Annotated in this window: 18 protein-coding genes and 3 tRNA genes; 12 read left to right on the top strand and 9 right to left on the bottom strand. The window is 70.6% G+C overall.

Annotation, left to right across the window (positions count from 1 at the left end; genetic code table 11):
- The coding region (locus ABE488_RS15395) for a transposase (protein WP_346449327.1) at window positions 1–101 on the top strand (101 nt) is incomplete at its 5' end.
- Between the two features lie 42 nt (window positions 102–143).
- On the opposite strand, the gene ABE488_RS15400 is transcribed toward ABE488_RS15395, so the two are convergent.
- The 3 genes from ABE488_RS15400 to ABE488_RS15410 form a co-directional block, all read right to left on the bottom strand.
- Window positions 144–220: transfer RNA gene (locus ABE488_RS15400), tRNA-Asp, on the bottom strand.
- 19 nt (window positions 221–239) lie between these two features.
- A tRNA-Val gene (locus tag ABE488_RS15405) sits at window positions 240–314 on the bottom strand.
- Window positions 315–334: 20 nt separating this feature from the next.
- Window positions 335–613, bottom strand: a complete 279-nt coding sequence (locus ABE488_RS15410) for an HU family DNA-binding protein (protein ID WP_047136197.1) — start codon at window positions 611–613, stop codon at window positions 335–337.
- Window positions 614–860: 247 nt separating this feature from the next.
- Here ABE488_RS15410 and ABE488_RS15415 point away from each other — a divergent pair, with 247 nt between their 5' ends.
- On the top strand, window positions 861–2,840 hold the full coding sequence (locus ABE488_RS15415) for a SurA N-terminal domain-containing protein (RefSeq protein WP_346442400.1): 1,980 nt from the start codon (window positions 861–863) through the stop codon (window positions 2,838–2,840).
- Window positions 2,841–3,180: 340 nt separating this feature from the next.
- Here the strand turns inward: ABE488_RS15415 and ABE488_RS15420 are convergent, their stop codons facing one another.
- Window positions 3,181–4,404 carry a transglycosylase SLT domain-containing protein gene (locus ABE488_RS15420; RefSeq protein ID WP_346449271.1) on the bottom strand — a complete coding sequence of 408 codons (1,224 nt, stop codon included), beginning with the start codon at window positions 4,402–4,404 and terminating at the stop codon, window positions 3,181–3,183.
- The gene (gloB, locus tag ABE488_RS15425) at window positions 4,401–5,168 is read right to left on the bottom strand and encodes a hydroxyacylglutathione hydrolase (protein ID WP_346449273.1); all 768 of its coding nucleotides are present in this window, start codon (window positions 5,166–5,168) and stop codon (window positions 4,401–4,403) included. The genes ABE488_RS15420 and gloB overlap by 4 nt, the downstream gene beginning before the upstream one ends.
- A 36-nt stretch (window positions 5,169–5,204) precedes the next feature.
- On the opposite strand from gloB, the gene ABE488_RS15430 reads away from it, so the two are divergent.
- From ABE488_RS15430 to dnaQ, 3 genes are read left to right on the top strand one after another with little or no spacing between them, the layout of a single operon-like run.
- Window positions 5,205–5,867, top strand: a complete 663-nt coding sequence (locus ABE488_RS15430) for a methyltransferase domain-containing protein (RefSeq protein ID WP_346449275.1) — start codon at window positions 5,205–5,207, stop codon at window positions 5,865–5,867.
- A gap of 21 nt (window positions 5,868–5,888) precedes the next feature.
- Window positions 5,889–6,335 (top strand): ribonuclease HI, encoded by a 447-nt coding sequence (rnhA, locus tag ABE488_RS15435; protein WP_346449277.1) that lies wholly within the window; start codon window positions 5,889–5,891, stop codon window positions 6,333–6,335.
- Window positions 6,336–6,363: 28 nt separating this feature from the next.
- The gene (gene dnaQ, locus ABE488_RS15440; RefSeq protein ID WP_346449279.1) at window positions 6,364–7,077 is read left to right on the top strand and encodes a DNA polymerase III subunit epsilon; all 714 of its coding nucleotides are present in this window, start codon (window positions 6,364–6,366) and stop codon (window positions 7,075–7,077) included.
- 21 nt (window positions 7,078–7,098) lie between these two features.
- On the opposite strand, the gene ABE488_RS15445 is transcribed toward dnaQ, so the two are convergent.
- Entirely contained in the window at window positions 7,099–7,803 is a 705-nt protein-coding gene (locus ABE488_RS15445) for a protein phosphatase 2C domain-containing protein (RefSeq protein ID WP_346449280.1), read from the bottom strand.
- A 213-nt stretch (window positions 7,804–8,016) separates the two neighbouring features.
- On the opposite strand from ABE488_RS15445, the gene ABE488_RS15450 reads away from it, so the two are divergent.
- Together ABE488_RS15450 and ABE488_RS15455 are read left to right on the top strand one after the other, a co-directional pair.
- Window positions 8,017–10,383 (top strand): PAS domain S-box protein, encoded by a 2,367-nt coding sequence (locus ABE488_RS15450; protein WP_346449282.1) that lies wholly within the window; start codon window positions 8,017–8,019, stop codon window positions 10,381–10,383.
- Window positions 10,380–10,727, top strand: coding sequence for a response regulator (locus ABE488_RS15455; RefSeq protein WP_346449284.1), 348 nt, complete (start codon window positions 10,380–10,382; stop codon window positions 10,725–10,727). The genes ABE488_RS15450 and ABE488_RS15455 overlap by 4 nt, the downstream gene beginning before the upstream one ends.
- A gap of 27 nt (window positions 10,728–10,754) precedes the next feature.
- Here ABE488_RS15455 and ABE488_RS15460 read toward each other — a convergent pair whose 3' ends face one another.
- Window positions 10,755–10,967 (bottom strand): hypothetical protein, encoded by a 213-nt coding sequence (locus ABE488_RS15460; protein ID WP_346449286.1) that lies wholly within the window; start codon window positions 10,965–10,967, stop codon window positions 10,755–10,757.
- The gene (locus tag ABE488_RS15465; protein ID WP_346449287.1) at window positions 10,964–12,262 is read right to left on the bottom strand and encodes a sigma 54-interacting transcriptional regulator; all 1,299 of its coding nucleotides are present in this window, start codon (window positions 12,260–12,262) and stop codon (window positions 10,964–10,966) included. The genes ABE488_RS15460 and ABE488_RS15465 overlap by 4 nt, the downstream gene beginning before the upstream one ends.
- A gap of 314 nt (window positions 12,263–12,576) precedes the next feature.
- On the opposite strand from ABE488_RS15465, the gene ABE488_RS15470 reads away from it, so the two are divergent.
- Together ABE488_RS15470 and ABE488_RS15475 are read left to right on the top strand one after the other, a co-directional pair.
- A tRNA-Ser gene (locus tag ABE488_RS15470) sits at window positions 12,577–12,667 on the top strand.
- Between the two features lie 441 nt (window positions 12,668–13,108).
- The gene (locus tag ABE488_RS15475) at window positions 13,109–13,519 is read left to right on the top strand and encodes a DUF6165 family protein (protein WP_346449289.1); all 411 of its coding nucleotides are present in this window, start codon (window positions 13,109–13,111) and stop codon (window positions 13,517–13,519) included.
- Between the two features lie 12 nt (window positions 13,520–13,531).
- Here ABE488_RS15475 and ABE488_RS15480 read toward each other — a convergent pair whose 3' ends face one another.
- Entirely contained in the window at window positions 13,532–14,614 is a 1,083-nt protein-coding gene (locus tag ABE488_RS15480; RefSeq protein WP_346449291.1) for a glycosyltransferase family 9 protein, read from the bottom strand.
- A 49-nt stretch (window positions 14,615–14,663) separates the two neighbouring features.
- On the opposite strand from ABE488_RS15480, the gene ABE488_RS15485 reads away from it, so the two are divergent.
- From ABE488_RS15485 to moaA, 3 genes are read left to right on the top strand one after another with little or no spacing between them, the layout of a single operon-like run.
- Window positions 14,664–15,422: a 3-deoxy-D-manno-octulosonic acid kinase gene (locus tag ABE488_RS15485; protein WP_346442375.1), complete on the top strand. Its 759-nt coding sequence runs from the start codon at window positions 14,664–14,666 to the stop codon at window positions 15,420–15,422.
- Entirely contained in the window at window positions 15,422–16,180 is a 759-nt protein-coding gene (locus tag ABE488_RS15490) for an MBL fold metallo-hydrolase (protein WP_346442376.1), read from the top strand. The genes ABE488_RS15485 and ABE488_RS15490 overlap by 1 nt, the downstream gene beginning before the upstream one ends.
- Entirely contained in the window at window positions 16,177–17,199 is a 1,023-nt protein-coding gene (moaA, locus tag ABE488_RS15495) for a GTP 3',8-cyclase MoaA (protein ID WP_346449293.1), read from the top strand. The genes ABE488_RS15490 and moaA overlap by 4 nt, the downstream gene beginning before the upstream one ends.
- Window position 17,200 lies beyond the last annotated feature (1 nt).

Below are 17,200 nucleotides of genomic sequence, written 5' to 3' on the forward strand. Positions count from 1 at the left end.
ACAACACCATCAAGGTCATCAAACGCCGCGCCTACGGATACCGCGATCAGGAGTACTTCTTCCTGAAGATCCGCGCAGCCTTCCCCGGAATTCAGCGATGAACCAAAAAAAAACCCCGCCAGAGCGGGGTTTTTTTCAACCAGTGGCGGAGCGGACGGGACTCGAACCCGCGACCTCCGGCGTGACAGGCCAGCATTCTAACCAGCTGAACTACCGCTCCACATTGGAAACCTGTTGCTTGGTGGGTGCTGAGGGTTTCGAACCCCCGACCCTCTCCTTGTAAGGGAGACGCTCTACCGCTGAGCTAAGCACCCATGCGGAACAGCCGAGCCGCTTACTTTACCGCATCCTTGAGCGCCTTGCCAGCCTTGAATGCCGGGACGGTCGAGGCGGGGATCTGGATCGTTTCCTTGGTCTGCGGGTTCAGGCCGGTGCGCGCGGCGCGCGGACGGGCGACGAACGAACCGAAGCCGACGAAGTTCACCGCGTCGCCGTTCTTCAGCGCTTCGGTGATGGTGTCGAGCAGCGCGTCGACCGCACGGCCAGCGTCGGCGCGGGACAGACCGGCCTTCTCGGCGACGGAAGCCAGGACATCGTTCTTGCTAAGGGCCATCAGTGAATTCCTCTTTTAATTATTCGACGTTGAGCGTCTGGACGCTGAGCCGGCATGCACGGCGCCGCCGGCCGGGCGGCGCCGGTCGGACGCGCATGGTACGCCATCCCCCGGTCGATTACGACCTTGCGGGTCCGGGCCTGAATGGCTGCCCGACGAGGCTGCCGCGAGCGCTTGGCGGCGCGGTCCTGCGCGGGTCCGTGCTTGCGGGTAAACTGCCCGGCTCGCCCATCCCGTGCCCCGACTCATGCTGCAAGCGCTTCGAGAAAAGACCAGTGGTTGGATCGCCATCGCCATCGTCGCATTGCTGGCGGTGCCGTTCGCGTTCTTCGGGATGGAGCACTACCTGTTCCAGAACAATGCCGACTATGCGGCCAAGGTCGAGGCGCCGCCGACCTGGTGGCGCTCGGCGCCCGATATGTGGCTGGTGCGCAAGCTGGTATGGACCTCGACCGAGGTCACGCCCGAGGAGTTCCGCCAGACGTTCGACTCGGTCCGTGAGCAGCGCCGTCAGGCCGAAGGCGAGAACTTCGACGCGCGCGCGTTCGAGACCTTGGACAGCAAGCGCGAAGTGCTCGAGCAGTTGATCGACCGCGCGGTGCTGGGCCTGGCCGCCGAGCGCGCCGACATCGTCGTCGGCGATGCGCAGGTGCGCGAGATCATCGCGTCGATCCCCGCATTCCAGGTCGATGGCCGTTTCGATGCGCAGCGCTACCAGATGACGTTGCAGTCCGGGCAGCCGCCGCGCACCCCGGCCGAGTTCCAAGCCTCGATCCGCCTCGACCTGCAGCGTGCGCTGGTGCCGCAGGCGATCGCCGAATCGGCGTTCGTGACGCCGTCGGAAGCCGAACGCATGATGCGTCTGCTCGACGAGCGTCGCGACGTCGCCTTCGTGGTCGTGCCGCCGCCGGCGGCCGATGCGGCGCCGGTCGCCGATGCGGATCTGCAGGCGTGGTTCGAGAAGAACGCCGGCCGCTACCGCGATCCGGAAAAGGTCGCGCTGGAATACATCGAAGTCGTGGCCCAGCCGCAGGCCGGTGGCGGCGACGTCGACGAAGCCGAGGCGCGCGCGCATTTCGAGCAGGTCAAGTCGCGGTTCGCGACCACCGAGCGTCGCCTCGCCTCGCATATTCTGGTCGAAGTGCCGGCCGATGCCGATGCGGCCACGCAGCAGGCGGCGCAGAAAGAAGCCGCGGACCTCGCCGCGAAGGCGGCTCAGCCGGGCGCCGACTTCGCCGCGCTGGCACGTGCGCATTCCGACGACCCGGGCTCGCGCGACAACGGCGGCGATCTGGGCTGGGTCGAGAAGGGCATGATGACCGGTCCGTTCGAGGACGCGCTGTTCGGCATGCAGGCCGGCGCGGTCAGCCAGCCGGTGAAGACCGACTTCGGTTGGCACGTGTTGCAGTTGCGCGAGATCGAGGCCGGCAAGCCGGTTGCGTTTGAGGATGTGCGCGAGGAGATGGAGCGCGAAGTGCGCGACGGCGAAGGCGCGCGTGCCTACAACGAGCAGATCGGCCGGATCGTCGACGAGATCAACCGCCACCCGATGTCGCTCGAGCAGGCTGCGGCCGCGGGGCAGGTCGAGGTGCGCACGCTCGCGCCGTTCGCGCGTGGTGCCGGCACCGGCATCGCCGCGAACCGAGCGGTGGAGCAGGCGGCGTTCTCCGAAGCACTGACCCAGGACGGCACGGTCAGCGACCCGATCGAGATCGCGCCCAACCACACCGTCTTCATTCGCGTGACCGCACACACCCCCGAGCGCGCGTTGACGCTCGACGAGGTCCGCGAGCGCGTGACCGCCGAAGTCCGCGCCGATCGCACGCGCCAGCGCGCCGAGCAGGCCGCCGATGCGATGGTCGCCGAGCTGAAGGCCGGCAAGACCCTGCAGGCGGTGGCGCAGGCGCACGGACTGGAGCCGGAGTCGGTGCCGGGTATCCCGCGCGGCGCGCCGGTGCCCGACCCGGCGTCGAACACGGCGTACTTCCAGACGATGCCGCCTGCCGAAGGCAAGACTGCGCCCGGTCGCACGCTGCGGCCTGACGGTAGCGCCGTGGTGTTCGTGGTCGAGCGCGTGGTGCCGGGCGATCCGACACAGGCGCCGCCGCAGCAGCAGGCGATGCTCAAGCAGCAGCTCGGCGCATTGCTCGGCAACGAGGATGCCGACGTGCTGCAGCGCGCCCTGCGCCGGCAGATGAAGATCACGGTCAACGAAGAGCGGCTCTGACGCCGTCCTTCGGGGCCGGCGGCGCGTGCGCCGCCGAGGCCTCCTGGATCCAGCGAAAAACGCCCGGCGATGCCGGGCGTTTTGGTATGCGCGTCGCAAGCTCACGCGGGCGCGCCTGTGCATTGCGATGCCGTCAGTGCACAGTGCAGACGGCGTCCGGCGGGCAGGCGGCTGCTCGATACGGAGTGGAGCCCGTTCGCGCAGCCGCGGAAACGTGGGAGCGTTGTATCCCGCCGCACGCCTCGACCGCGGAGCCGCACGCAGGCGCGCATGCGCATCGACGCCGTGCTGCGCGCGCATCCGAGCCGGCGGCAGCTGCGCGCCGGCCGCGCCTTCGCGCCTAGTGCGCGTCGCCGATGTGCAGTTCCATCCCCGGCCGCAGGATGCTGCGGGGATCGAGCCCATTGCGGCGGAGCAGTTCCTGACTGCTCAGGCCATAGCGGCGTGCGATCGACCAGACCGATTCGCCGCGCGTCACGGTATGCACCGACGGCGTGGCGCCGCGTGTCGGGGCCGCGCGCGACGCGCCCCCGGCCGGCGGCAGGGGTTCGAATTCCGGCGGCGCTTCGGCCAGGAACACCGGCGGTGTCGCTGCGGCCTGCGGCACCAGGACCTGGGTCGGCTGTCCGATGCGCGCGATGCGGCCGTCGGTGTGCGCCGGGTTGAGGCGCTTGAGCTGGGCGGCGTCGGTCTCATGCCGCGATGCGAGACCGTCGAGGTCGCGGATGCCGTCGGGCACGGGGATCGCCTGCAGGATCGGCACCTCGCGATCGAGCGCGGCCATCCAGTCCTCGCGCGTCTCGGCTTCCTTGATCAGGCACGACAGCGCATGGAGCTTGCGCACGTAGGCATGGGTGAGCGCAGGCATCGGCAGCGCCTGCGGATCGGCGTTCGCGGCGACCTGGCCGGCACGTTCCAGCGCACCGAAGACACGGTACTCGCCGGCGTTGTAGGCCATCACCGCCAGCCGCCAGTCGCCGGCGAACATGCCGTGCAGGGTCTTGAGATAGCGCACCGCCGCGCGCGTGGAGTCGGCGGGCGACAGCCGGCCGTCGTAGCCGGCGCGGATCGGGATCTTGTGGTTGCGTGCGGTGACCGCGATGAACTGCCACAGCCCGGCTGGTCCCGACGCGCTGCGGGCGCCGGGGCGGTAGCCGCTCTCGACGAACGGGATCAGCGCGTACTCGGTCGGCAGGTGCGCCTGGCGCACCGCATCGACCACATAGCCGAACAGCGGCAGGACATCGGTATTGCGCGAGACGAGCTGGCGCGGGACATGCGCAAAATGCGAGCGCCAGCGTTCGCTGGCATCGTCGCTGCAGTCCTGCTCGGCCAGCCCGTCGCGAAAGCGCAGGTAGATCTCCCGTCCGGTGCGGGTGGTGGGCGGCGCCAGATCCAGCGCCGGAGCCGGCGAGGTGGCCGGCGGTGCGAGATGCGCGCGCTGGCCGGCGGACGCGGTGGGCGGCGGTTGGGCCGGGCCCGAGGCGTTGCCGGCCTGGCACAGCGCCGACACCGCGGCGGCCAGCAGGCCCGCCACGAGCCGCAAACGAGGACCCGCGCTCATGCGCGGAAGCCGTCCTTCCAGTGCCGCAGCGCGGCGAACACGTCGGCGCGGCTAGCGCCAGGGGCGAGGCCGGCATGCGCGCAGGCCGCGGCCCGGACGGCCGGGGCGTCGACGCGCAGGAACGGATTGCAGGCCAGCTCGGCCTGCAGGGGAACGGGAAGCGTGGGCCGGTGGGCACTGCGCATCGAGACGATCTCCTGTTCGCGGCGCCGCAGCGCCGCGTTGTCCGGATCGACAACACGGGCGAACGCCGCGTTGGACCGGGTGTATTCATGGCCGCAACAGACCAGCGTATCGACGGGCAGGGCCGCCAGGCGGTCGAGTGAGGCCAGCATCTGGACCGCGCTACCTTCGAACATCCGCCCACAGCCGAGGCTGAACAGCGTGTCGCCGCAGAACAGGTGGCCGTGGCCAACAAACGCGATATGGCTGCGGGTATGGCCCGGGACGGCCAACACGTCGAAGGCCCAGGGGCCGATCTGGAGCCGATCGCCGTCGTTCACCCGGCGGGTCGCCTGAGGGATGCGGGCGTCGTCCGGTGCGACCACCTCCAGCGCAGGCCAGCGGTCGCGCAGGGCGGCGACACCGCCGATGTGGTCGTCGTGATGATGGGTCAGCAGCACCAGTGCCGGGCGCAGGCCGTGTTGCGCGGCCGCCAGCACCGGCCCGGCCTCGCCGGGGTCCACGACCAGCGCAGCGCCATCGTCGGCTTCGAGCGTCCAGATGTAGTTGTCCTCGAACGCACGCAGCGCCTGCAGTCGCATCGGTCGGGAAGGTCGGTGGCGGCCGGAGGCCTTACAATGCGGACCATGCCCGCGATTTCTCCATCCGGTCAACCCGACCGCGTCGGCGACTGGTTCCAGACCCCGGCCGGACGCGCGGTGCTCGACAGCGAACATGCCCTGGTGGCCGAAGCGCTGGGCGGGCATCCCGGGCTGCCCTGGCTGTGGCTGACGCCGGTCGCGCCCGAGATCGCGGTCGATGGGCGCGGCCTGTGCCTGGTGCGCGGCGGCCGCGGCCTGCACGGCCCGGTGCGCTGCGGCTGGCCGTTGCCGCTGCCCAGCGAGGCCTTCGGCGCGGTGCTGCTGCAGCACGTGGTCGGCCCCCACGGTGAGGATCGCGGCCTGCTCGAAGAGGCCGCGCGCGTGCTCGCCCCGGGCGGCCACCTGTGGCTGTTGCTGCTCAACCCGCTGACGCCCTATCGCTGGCGCTGGCGCGGTAGCGGCATCGCCAGCGCCGAGCCGCTGGCCTGGCGCCGGCGGCTGCGCGAGGCCGGACTGGCGCCCGATGCGGTCTCGCGCGGCGTCGGCCCCAGTTGGCGGCCGGTGCCGTCGCCGATCGTCCAACACGGGCCAGGCTTTCGTGCCGCCTACGCGATGCGGTGCCAGAAGCGGCATCTGCCGCTGACCCCGGTCCGCCAGCCGCGCACCCTGGCCCTGCCGGCCGCCGCGCCCGCCGCCTGACCCTTTCGCAACAGGACATTGATGAAGTCGATCGAGATCTATACCGATGGCGCCTGCCTCGGCAATCCCGGCCCCGGTGGCTGGGGGGCGCTGTTGCGCTACCGCAGCACCGAACGTGAACTGAGCGGCGGCGAGCCGCAAACCACCAACAACCGAATGGAACTGATGGCCGCCATCGCCGCGCTCGAGGCGCTGACCGAACCGTGCCGGGTCGACCTGCACACCGATTCGCAGTACGTGCGCCAGGGCATCACCGAATGGCTGGCCAACTGGGTGCGGCGTGGCTGGAAGACCGCCGGCGGCGGCGCGGTCAAGAACCAGGACCTGTGGCAGCGCCTGCAGCAGGCCTGCCAGCGCCACGAGATCGCCTGGCACTGGGTGAAGGGCCATGCCGGCCATCCGGAGAACGAGCGCGCCGACGCGCTCGCCACCGCCGCCGCGCGCGCCCAGCGCGCCGCGATCGCCTGACCCGACGACAAGAAGGAATTCCGACCCGATGCGACAGATCGTGCTCGACACCGAGACCACGGGCCTCGAATGGAAGAAGGGCAACCGGGTCGTCGAGATCGGTTGTGTGGAACTGGTCGAGCGCCGTCCGACCGGCCGCACCTATCACCAGTACATCCGGCCCGATGTCGATTTCGAGCAGGGCGCCGCCGAGGTCACCGGCCTGAGCCTGGAGTTCCTGGCCGACAAGCCGCCGTTCGAGGCGATCGCCGACGCCTTCCTGGCCTTCATCGACGGCGCTGAACTGGTCATCCACAACGCCGCGTTCGATATCGGCTTCCTGGACTACGAGCTGTCCCGGCTGGGGCCTCATTACGGCGATATCCGCAGCCGGGTGACGGTCGAGGACTCGCTGCTGCTCGCGCGCCAGCGCTATCCCGGCCAGCGCAACTCGCTCGATGCACTGTGCAAGCGTCTGGGCGTGGACAACGCCCATCGCCAGCTTCACGGCGCGCTGCTCGACGCGCAGCTGCTGGCCGAGGTCTACCTGGCGCTGACCGCCGGCCAGCACGAGATTGGCTTCGCGGCGCCGGTCGAGGCCCGGACCACGGTGCAGGTGACCGCGGTGCAGCCCACGGGGGCGCGGCCTGCGCTCGTGGTGCCGGAGGCCGACCAGGTGCTGCACGCAGCGCGGGTGGAGGCGATCCGCCGCAAGGCCGGCCAGTGCCTGTGGGACGCGGCCGCCGTGGCCGAGGCCGTCTAGCGCTTCGACTGCGCCGCCGGATCAGTGGCGGCGGATCAGGATCGCGGTGATGTTGTCCGAGCCGCCGCCGTCGAGCGCGGCGGCCACCAGGCCGTCGACGCATTCCTGCGCGCTGCATTCGGCATGCGCCAGCACCTGCGCGATCGCGCGGTCGTCGACCTCCTCGGTCAGGCCGTCGCTGCACAGCAGCAGCTGGTTGCCCGGCGCGAGTTCGCCGGCCAGTGTCTCGACGTTGAGCGCCTGCGGGTCGGTGACCCCCAGCGCCTGGGTCACGACGTTGCGCTGTGGATGGGTGCGCGCCTGGTCCACGCTCAGTGCGCCGTGGGCGATCAGCGCCTGCACGTAGCTGTGATCTTGCGACAGCTGGGCCAACTGGCCGTCGCGCCATAGATACACCCGGCTGTCGCCGACCCAGGCGACCTCGAAGCGGCTGCCGGTGATGCGCGCCGCGACCACGGTGGTGCCCATGGGCAGGGTGTCGCTGCGCCGCCGCGACGCGCGGATGATCTCCTCGTCCGCCAGTCGGATCGCCTGCGGCAGCGAGCGCCCCTGGCGGATCTCGCGCACGATCGCCTCGCGCGCCAGCGCGCTGGCGACCTCGCCGTACTCGTGCCCCCCCATGCCGTCGGCGACCAGCCAGAGCCCGAGCTCGCTGTCGCCGTAGTACGTGTCTTCGTTGAGCTCGCGGCGCAGGCCGGCGTGGGTCAGATGTCCAAATTCGATCATGCGGGGTCTCCGCGCCGACGGGCCAGGCGTGGACCGGGGCAGGAAGGGGCTCGGGCGGCGGGGCTCTGGGGCGGGATGGGGACGCGCATGGGGCATTGTGGCGCCGGTCGGCCCGCGAGCATAGGCCGCCCGCTGTACCCAGGCCGTGTAGGCGGGCTTGCGGGCGCAGCCGGCTGCCGTATCGTGATGGCCTTGTCTGCCCCGCGACCCGCAATGCAAGCACTCGATGTCCCGTGGCACTGGAACGATGGCGAGATGGCATCGCGCATCCGCGCGTTCGACTGGCGGTCGACGCCGATCGGGAGCATCGAGCGCTGGCCCGCGGCGCTGCGCCAGGTGGTCGCCACGATGCTCGATTCGCCGGCGCCGATGGCGATCGCCTGGGGCCCGAGCGGCCTGCTGCTCTACAACGACGCCCATCGCGACGTGGCCGGCACGCGCCATCCGCGCCAGCTCGGCCTGCCGCTGATCGAGGCCTGGCCGGAGGCCGAGGCGTTCGTGGATCACATCCTGGTCGAGACGCTGGCCGGACGCTCGCTGCAACTGCGCGGCCACCCGCTGGACCTCATGCGCAACGGCGTGCCCGAGCGTGCGTTGTTCGACGCCGACTACTCGCCGCTGCGCGACGAGCAGGGCCGGCCGGTCGGCATGTTGGCGATCATTCGCGAGTTGACCCGCGAGTCGATGCTGGCCGCCGCGCGCGAGGCGGGCCGGCACGAGGCATTTCTGCTGGCGTTGGGCGACGAGCTGCGCGGCCTGTCTGCGCCGGCCGAGATCCTGCGGGTGGCTTCGCGCAGGATCGGCGAACATCTCGGTCTCGATCGCGTGGGCCTGGCCGCCCACGATCCAGGGGACGGTCTGCGCGTGCGCGAGGGTTGGAGCCGCGACCCCCGTGCCCCGGCGCTGCAGCTGCCCGACTGGGAGGCCAGGCACGGCGATGTGGCCAGCGACGACCTCGAACGCGACACCGCGTTCGATGCGGCGTCGCGCTCGGCGTTGCGGATGCAGGATGTCGCCGCGCTCGCGATGACGGTGCGCGCCGGGCGCGGGCAACAGGCAGCGTCGGTGTTCGTTGCGGCCGCGCGCATGCCGCGGCACTGGACCACCGCGGAACTGAACCTGCTGCGCGAAGTCGGCGAGCGAGCGGGCGCGGCGTCCGAACGGGCCGCTGCCGAGATCGCGCTGATCTCCAGCGAGCAGCGCTACCGCGCGGTCGTCGAGCAGGCCGGCATCGGCGTGGCGATCGCCGACCGCGACACCCGCCTGGTCTACGTCAACGAACAGTACTGCCGGACCGTCGGCGCCCCGCGCGATGCGCTGGTCGGCAAGCGGATCGAGGAGCTCACGCACCCCGAGGACTGGTCCGAGAGCGCCACGCTGCTGCAGCGCGTGCTGGACGAGGGCGTGGCGAACACCGTGGAAAAGCGCATCCTCGTCGATGGCGAGCGGTACTGGCTGCGGCTGTCGGTGGTGCCCTGGCGCGACGCCGACGGCGAGATCGTCGGCAGCCTGGCGGTCAGCATGGACATCACCGGCCGGCGCCAGGCCGAACTGTCGCTGCGCGAAAGCGAAGCGCGGTTCCGCCAATTCGGCGATGCCTCGTCGGACGTGTTGTGGATCCGCAATGCCCAGACGCTCGCGCTGGAGTACTTGAGCCCGGCGTTCGAGGCCATCTACGGTGTTGCGCGCGAGGCCGCCATCCGCGATCCGGGGCTGTGGATGTCGACCGTGCATGCCGCCGATGCGGCCGACGTGCGCGCGCGGATGCGCAAGGTGCGCCACGGCAGTCGCGCCGACTTCGAGTTCCGCGTGCAGCGCCCTTGCGACGGCCGCACGATCTGGGTGCGCAACACCGCCTTCCCGCTGTTCGACGATGCTGGCCGCGTGCAGCGGATTGCGGGCATCGGCCGCGACATCACCGCCGAGCGCGAGCACGCGGTGCTACTCGAAACGCTTGTCGCCGAGCTCCAGCACCGCACCCGCAACCTGATCGCGGTCGTGCAGTCGCTGGCGCGCCGCACGTTGCAGGGCAGTCCTGATCTGGCCGCGTTCGCGAGCCGGTTCCGCGCCCGGCTCGATGCGCTCGGCCGGGTCCAGGGCCTGTTGTCCCAGGGCGCCGCCCTAGACCGTGTCACGTTCGATGCCTTGCTGCGCCAGGAGCTCGAGGCCCACGGCGTGGGTGAGGACGATGCCCGGGTCAGACTCGACGGACCGACAGGGGTGCCGCTGCGCTCGCGCGTGGTGCAGACACTCGCGCTCGCGTTGCACGAACTCACGACCAACGCGTTCAAGCACGGCGCGCTGTCGGACGCGGGCGGGCAACTGGATATCCGCTGGGAAATCGTCCCCGGTGAGGCCCAGCAATCGACCGAGCTGCGGCTGACATGGCACGAGCACGGCGTGGCCGGCATGGCGGCTGCCGACGGCGTTGCCGGCTACGGCCGCGAGCTGATCGAGCATGCGTTGCCCTACCAGCTCGGTGCACGGACGAGCCACCGGCTGCTTGCGGACGGCATCCTGTGCCGCATCGATGTTCCGCTCGACGGCACGCGCGCGGTGCTGCGGGAGCGCGCGGCGTGACGCCGCCGTCGCGGATCCTGGTGGTCGAGGACGAGTACATGCTGGCGATGCACCTGCACGATGGCCTGTGTGCGCGCGGGATCGAGGTCGTCGGTCCGGTGCCCACGCTCGGCGCGGCGCTGGCGCTGCTCGAGCCCGAACCCGACTTCGACGCGGCCATCCTCGACGTCAACCTCGACGGCGAGAAGAGCTACCCGCTGGCGCAACGCCTGCAGCGCGCGGGTATCCCGTTCGTGTTCGCCTCCGGCTACGACCTGGCCATGCTGCCGAGCGAGTTCGCCGCCTGCCCGCATTGCCTCAAGCCGGTGGATCTCGACCAGGCGCTCCAGCAGTTGGGCTTCTGAGCGGTGCGGTGTGCGCGCGGCGTGGGCTTAGCCGCCGTGTGCGGACGGAGTCAGCAGCGTGCGCAGGCGTCGGCAGGCCGCGTCGGACTCGTCGAGGAACTGGGACGCGCGTGCCCGGTCGCCCGCATCCAGCGCGCTGCGCACTGCGGCGGCGGCGATCGTCGCGGCATTGGCGGCATTGCGTAGCGCGTGCAGCCACTCCGGATCGACCGTCCCCGGTTCGGGCATCGCCGGGGTCACGGTGCGGCCTTGCGCTGGGGCGCGTCCGGCCCGGCCAGTCGCGCCAGCTGGTTGTGGACGGTGCGTACGCTGATGCCCAGCGCACGGGCCGTGGCGGTCTTGTCGTTGTTGAAATGCGCCAGCGTCTTGAGCAACGCGCGCCGCTCGAGTTCGGCCAGCGTCGTACCGACCGAGAACATGATCGAGGTCTCCGACTCCTTGAGTACGGTTTCGCTGGGCAGGGTGGGGCGGATGTACAGGTCGTCGTCCTGCTGCAGCAGATAGGCGCCCTGCACCGCGCTGCGCAACTCGCGCACGTTGCCTGGCCAGTCATGGCGCAACAGCGCGGACTCGGCGCCCGAGGCCAGCCGTCTGCTGCGGCCGTAGTGCGCGTTGAGCTTGTCGAGAAACACCTGGGCGAGCACCGCCACGTCCTCGCCGCGTTCGCGCAGCGGCGGCAGCGGCAGCGGCGTCAACACGTGATAGAGATCGTCGCGCAGTGTGCCCTCGCGCATCGCCTCGTGCGGGTCGCGGTGAGTGCTGGCGATCAGCCGTGCATCCGGACTGGCCAGCGCCGGACCGGCTTCAAGTGCGCGCAGCAACCGGGCCTGCAGCGCCATCGGGATCGCAGTGAGGTCGGCCAACAGCAAGGTTCCGCCTCGCGCGCGGACGAACGCCTCGCCCAGACTGCCCGTCGCGTCGAACAGCTCGGTGGCGAGTCGGTCCGGATCGGTCGCACTGCAGTCCAGCGTCACAAACGGCCCTTGTCGCCCGCTCGCGCTATGCAGCGCACGCGCCACGAGCGTCTTGCCTGTTCCGCGCTCGCCCCACACCAGCACCGGCGCGTCGGTGGCCCCGATGCGCAGCACCTGATCCACGACCCGTCGGATCTGCGGCGAGTTGCCCAGGATGTCGCCAATCGCGCCCGGTACGTCCGGAGACGGGGTCGGCTGATAGCGCGCGACGACGCGTTCCATCAGCCGGCGCAACTGCATCGCATCCAGGGGCTTGACCAGGTACTCGATCACCGGTGAAGCAACCGCACGTGCGGCCGATTCCACCGTCGGCCGTCCGGTCACGATCGCGATCTGACCGTGCTCGGCCAGGTCGATGTCGTCGAGCAGGTCCAGTCCCGAACCGTCGGGCAACTGCAGATCGAGCAGCATCAAATCAGCGCGTGCGCGTGACAGATAACCGCGGGCTTCGGCGAGCGTTTCGGCCAGTTGAACGCGCAGCCCCGCGGCGAACGCGAGTTGGCCGGCGGCCCGGGAGAACGTGCCGTCGTCGTCGAGGATCAGCACGGTGGGTTGCGACATGGCAGGGGTCCGTACTGGAAAACCCCGACTGTAGTCGGCCGGCGGTCAATGGGACGTAGAAGGGGCAGGCTCGACTGGCGCCGAGCATGAATGCGCCATATGCGTGCACGACAGCGGCGCGGCCGACCGGCATGGCCGCGCGCAAGTTGCGCAGGTCCGGCTGGCGCACAAAGCGGGGTGGCCCCGCGATCGGACTACCGCATCGCCTCACGTCGACGCAGACGATCGCCCCGATAAGCGTCGCCCGCTTGTCGGCCACGCACCGCCCCCGTATGATTGCGCCCCCGGGTTCTGCATGCAGGTCCGGGGCCGCCGGAGAGGTGGCAGAGTGGTTGAATGTACCTGACTCGAAATCAGGCAGGCGTTTATAGCGCCTCGGGGGTTCGAATCCCCCCCTCTCCGCCAGAATCGACAAGGGGCTGCGTCCAGGACGCAGCCCTTTTTCGTTGAAGCCTTCCCCTGCGTGTGAGGAGGGTGGGGCCCAGGCCGATGCGCTGTCATTGGCGTTGGTCAGCCCAGCCCGTGCCCCCACCCGACGCCTACGGCGTCGACCTCCGCCCGCAAGCGGGGGAGGTGTTGCGCCATCCAATGCGGGCATCGATCTGCTCGACGCCGAGAAAGCTCTCCCCGCGATGCGGGGGAGGGGTTGCGCCATCCGCCGCGCGCATCGCTCCGATCGGCGCCGCGGAAAAGCCCTCCCCCGCGTGCGGGGGAGGGTTGGGTGGGGGCAGCAGGCCGATGCCATGTGGATTTTTCCTCGCAGGTCGCAGGCAACAACGGCGTCGCCCGACGCGGCCCATCTGCGGCAGCGGTACACTGGCCGGCCCGTCCGTTCCGGCAGTCCCCATGTCCGAGATTTCCGTGCCCGTGTCCTTCGGCGAGCTGCTCGACAAGATCTCGATCCTGCAGATCAAGTCCGAGCGCATGACCGATGCCGCCAAGCTCGCCAATGTGCGCCGCGAACTGACCGCGCTCGAGCAGACCTGGATGGCGCATCCCGGCGCCGGCCACGACATTGTGCGCCTGCGCGCCGACCTCAAGGCGGTCAACGAGCGGCTGTGGGACATCGAGGACGAGATCCGGCTCAAGGAGAAGGCCCAGGCGTTCGACGCCGACTTCGTGCGGCTGGCGCGCAGCGTCTACATCGAGAACGACGAGCGCGCGCGCATCAAGAAGGCGATCAATCTGGCGCTGGGTTCGGCCTACGTCGAAGAAAAGTCCTACGCCGACTACCGCACCGACGACGCCGCCCCCTGATCTTCTCGCCGCTCAGGCTTGCCCGAGGTCGGCGCGCCGCCGCTCGAACGCGGCGATCGCGTCGTCCACCGTCACCAGCGCCATCACATCGTCGAACTCGATCTTGGTGCCCCACTTGAGCGCGTCCGCCGGCTTGCCGAGGAACCGGCGCGCGGCGTCGTCGTAGCGGTCCACGCAGAACCGTCGGTCCGAGTACGGACCGCTGCGCACCGGATTGCTGGCCGCGTGCAGGCCCAGCACTTTGGTGCCCATGGCATTGGCGATGTGCATCGGCCCCGAATCGGGCGTGACCAGCAATTGCGCGCGCGCCAGCAATGCCGGCAACTGCTTGAGCGTGTCCTTGCCGACCAGGTCCAGCGCCTCGTGCCGCATCGCCGCCAAAATCGCGTCGGCGGTGCTGCGCTCCAACTCGCTGCGCCCGCCGCACAGCACCACCCGCCAGCCGGCGTCGGCGGCATGGTCGGCCAGCGAGGCATGGCGATCGGGATACCAGTTGCGGCGCACGTGGCTCGAGCACGGCGAGATCATCAGCACCGGCCGGCCGTCGTCGTCCCACTGCGCCCGCGCCCAGGCGTGCGCGTCGTCGGGCACCGGCATATCCCAGGTCACGGCGTCCTGGCGCAGCCCCAGCGGTTCGCAGAAGCTGCCGATCGCGTCGAGCACGTGGATGCCGGGCCTGTCGGGAATGCGCTCGTTGACGAACAGGCCGTGCAGGTCCTTGGAGCGGGCGCGGTCGTAGCCGACGCGGCGGCGCGCCGGCACGAAGCCCGAGAGCAGATTGGCGCGCGCGGCGACCTGCATCTGCAGCAGCGCGTCGAACCGGCGCGCATCGCCCAGGTGCGCACGCAAGTCGCCTCGCATCGCGCGCATGCCGGCCCATCCGCTCTTCTTGTCGTAGACGATGAAGTCGACGCCGGGCAGGCCCTCGAGCAAGCGATGCTCGCCCTTGCCGATGACCCAACTCAGCGCGACGTCGGGCCAAGCCCGTCGCAACGTGGCGATCAACGGCAGCACATGGGTCACGTCGCCGAGCGCCGACAGGCGCAACAGACACACCGAACGGGGCCTGAAAGCAGGCGCCTGGCCGGCGGGCACGGGGGAAACGACGGTCGGGGCAGGGGCCAAGGCTTGATAGACTCGCTGGATGAGCAGATTCGACCCCAGCGAAAGCCTGACGCCGATTCCGGCGGACGGTCGCACGGGCGAGTACGGCGCCATTCTGTTCGACGGCACGCAACTGCGGCAAGCCGACCCGCGCTGGTTCGACCCGGCGAAGTGGGGCGAGCGCGCGCAGCGGGTGTCGGGCAGCGGGCGCGGCGGCGCATGGTTCATCGACGCCTCCCACGGCCCTTGCGTGTTGCGGCAGTACCTGCGCGGCGGCATGGTCGGCCGCGTCAATCACGATCTGCACCTGTGGCGCGGCGGGCCGCGCGTGCGCAGCTTCGTCGAGTTCCGCTTGCTGCGCGAGCTGATGCGGCGCGATCTCCCGGTGCCGCAGCCCATCGCCGCGAGCTACCTGCGCCGGGGGCTCACCTACCGCGCCTGGATCCTGATGGAGCGGCTGGTGGACGTGCGCTCGCTGGCCGACCTGGCCGCGCAGGCGCCGGAAGACGCGCCATGGGAGCAGACCGGCCGCCTGATCGCGCGCTTCCACCGCGCCGGGCTGGACCACGCCGACCTCAATGCCCACAACATCCTGTTCGACAGCCTGGGCAAGGGCTGGATGATCGATCTCGACCGCGGCCGTCTGCGGATTCCCGAGACCCGCTGGCGCGCACGCAATCTGGCGCGCCTGGAACGCTCGCTGCAGAAACTGCGCGGGGCCCGCAGCGAGGACGCGGTGGCGGCGGACTTCGCACGCCTGCGCCGCTCCTACGATGTGCTGTGGAGCCGGGGCATCTGATGGACTGGGCGCTGCGGTTTCTGGGTGTTGGCAATGCCTCGGCGGTGGCGCTGGGCTCGCCGATGGCGACGATCGAGCGCGATGGCGCGCCGTGGCTGACGATCGACTGCGGCAACGAAGGCCTGACCGCGCACCTGGACCGCTATGGCGAGGCGCCGCGCGCGCTGTTCGTCACCCATGTGCACCTCGACCATGTCGGCGGCTTCGAGCGCCTGTTCGTCGACCGTTACTTCGATCCCGCGCGCCGCGGCGCGATGCCGCTGTACGTCCCGGCGCCGGTGGTGCCGCTGTTGCACCGGCGCGTGGCCGATTATCCCAACGTGCTGGCCGAGGGCGGTGCGAATTTCTGGGACGCGTTCCGGCTGATCCCGGTCGGCGATGCGTTCTGGCACGACGGCGTGCGCCTGGAGGTGTTCCCCGTGCGCCACCACTGGCCGGAGACCGCCTACGGCCTGCGCCTGCCGGGCAGCCTGGTGTGGAGCGGCGACACCCGGCCGATTCCCGAGATGCTGGCCCGGTATGCCGATCGCGACGAGCTGATCGCCCACGACTGCGGGCTGCACGGCAACCCCTCGCACAGCGGCATCGACGATCTGGAGCGCGAGTACCCGCCGGCACTGCTCGCGCGCTGCGTGCTCTACCACTACGCCTGCGACGCCGACGGCGAGGCGCTGCGCGCGCGCGGCCAGCGCGTGGCCCGCCCGGGCGAGCGGTTCGCATTGCGTGCACCGGCGCCCGCGCAGGATGCCGGCGCATGAGCGCCTTGCCGCAATTGCCCCAGGCCCCGCTGGACCGTCTCGGCCGCCCGCTGCACGACCTGCGGCTGTCGGTGATCGAGGCCTGCAACTTCCGCTGCGGCTATTGCATGCCCGCCGATCGCGTGCCCGACGACTACGGGTTCGACCAGGCGGGGCGGCTGTCGTTCGACGAGATCGAGACCCTGGTGCGTGGCTTCGCACAGCTGGGCATGCGCAAGCTGCGCATCACCGGCGGCGAGCCGCTGCTGCGCAAGCAACTGCCCACCCTGATCGCGCGCCTGGCCAAGATCCCCGGCATCGACGACCTGGCGATGACCACCAACGGCGCGCTGCTCGCCCGCCAGGCCCAGGCCCTGCGCGATGCCGGCCTGCGGCGGCTGACGATCAGCCTGGATGCGCTCGACCCTGCGCTGTTCCATCAGCTGTCCGGAGGGCGCGGTGACATCGCTGCGGTGCTCGAAGGCGTGGCCGCGGCCGAGCGCGCGGGGTTCTCGTCGATCAAGTTCAACTGCGTCGTGCAGCGCGGCGTCAACGACCACGAAGTCGAACGCATGGCCGCGCACTTTCGCGGCACCGGCCACGTCCTGCGCTTCATCGAATACATGGACGTGGGCACCTGCAACGGCTGGGACCGCGCGCGGGTGGTGCCTTCGCGCGAGCTGCATGCGCGCATCGCCGCGCACTGGCCGCTGCGCGCGCTCGATGCCGACTACCGCGGCGAGGTGGCCGAGCGCCACGCCTACGCCGATGGTGCCGGCGAGATCGGCTTCATCAGTTCGGTGACCGCGCCGTTCTGCGGCGACTGCCACCGCGCTCGCGTCTCGGCCGACGGCAGCCTCTACACCTGCCTGTTCGCCGGCCAGGGGCAGCCGCTGCGCGGCTGGCTGGCCGAGGGCGAAGCCGCGTTCGCCTCGCGCCTGACCGACCTGTGGTCGCGCCGCGCCGATCGCTACAGCGAGCTGCGCGGCAGCACGCGCGCGCCGCGCCGACACGTCGAAATGTTCCTGGTCGGCGGCTGAG

This window comes from Luteimonas sp. TWI662 (assembly GCF_039673825.1).
GTDB lineage: Bacteria > Pseudomonadota > Gammaproteobacteria > Xanthomonadales > Xanthomonadaceae > Luteimonas.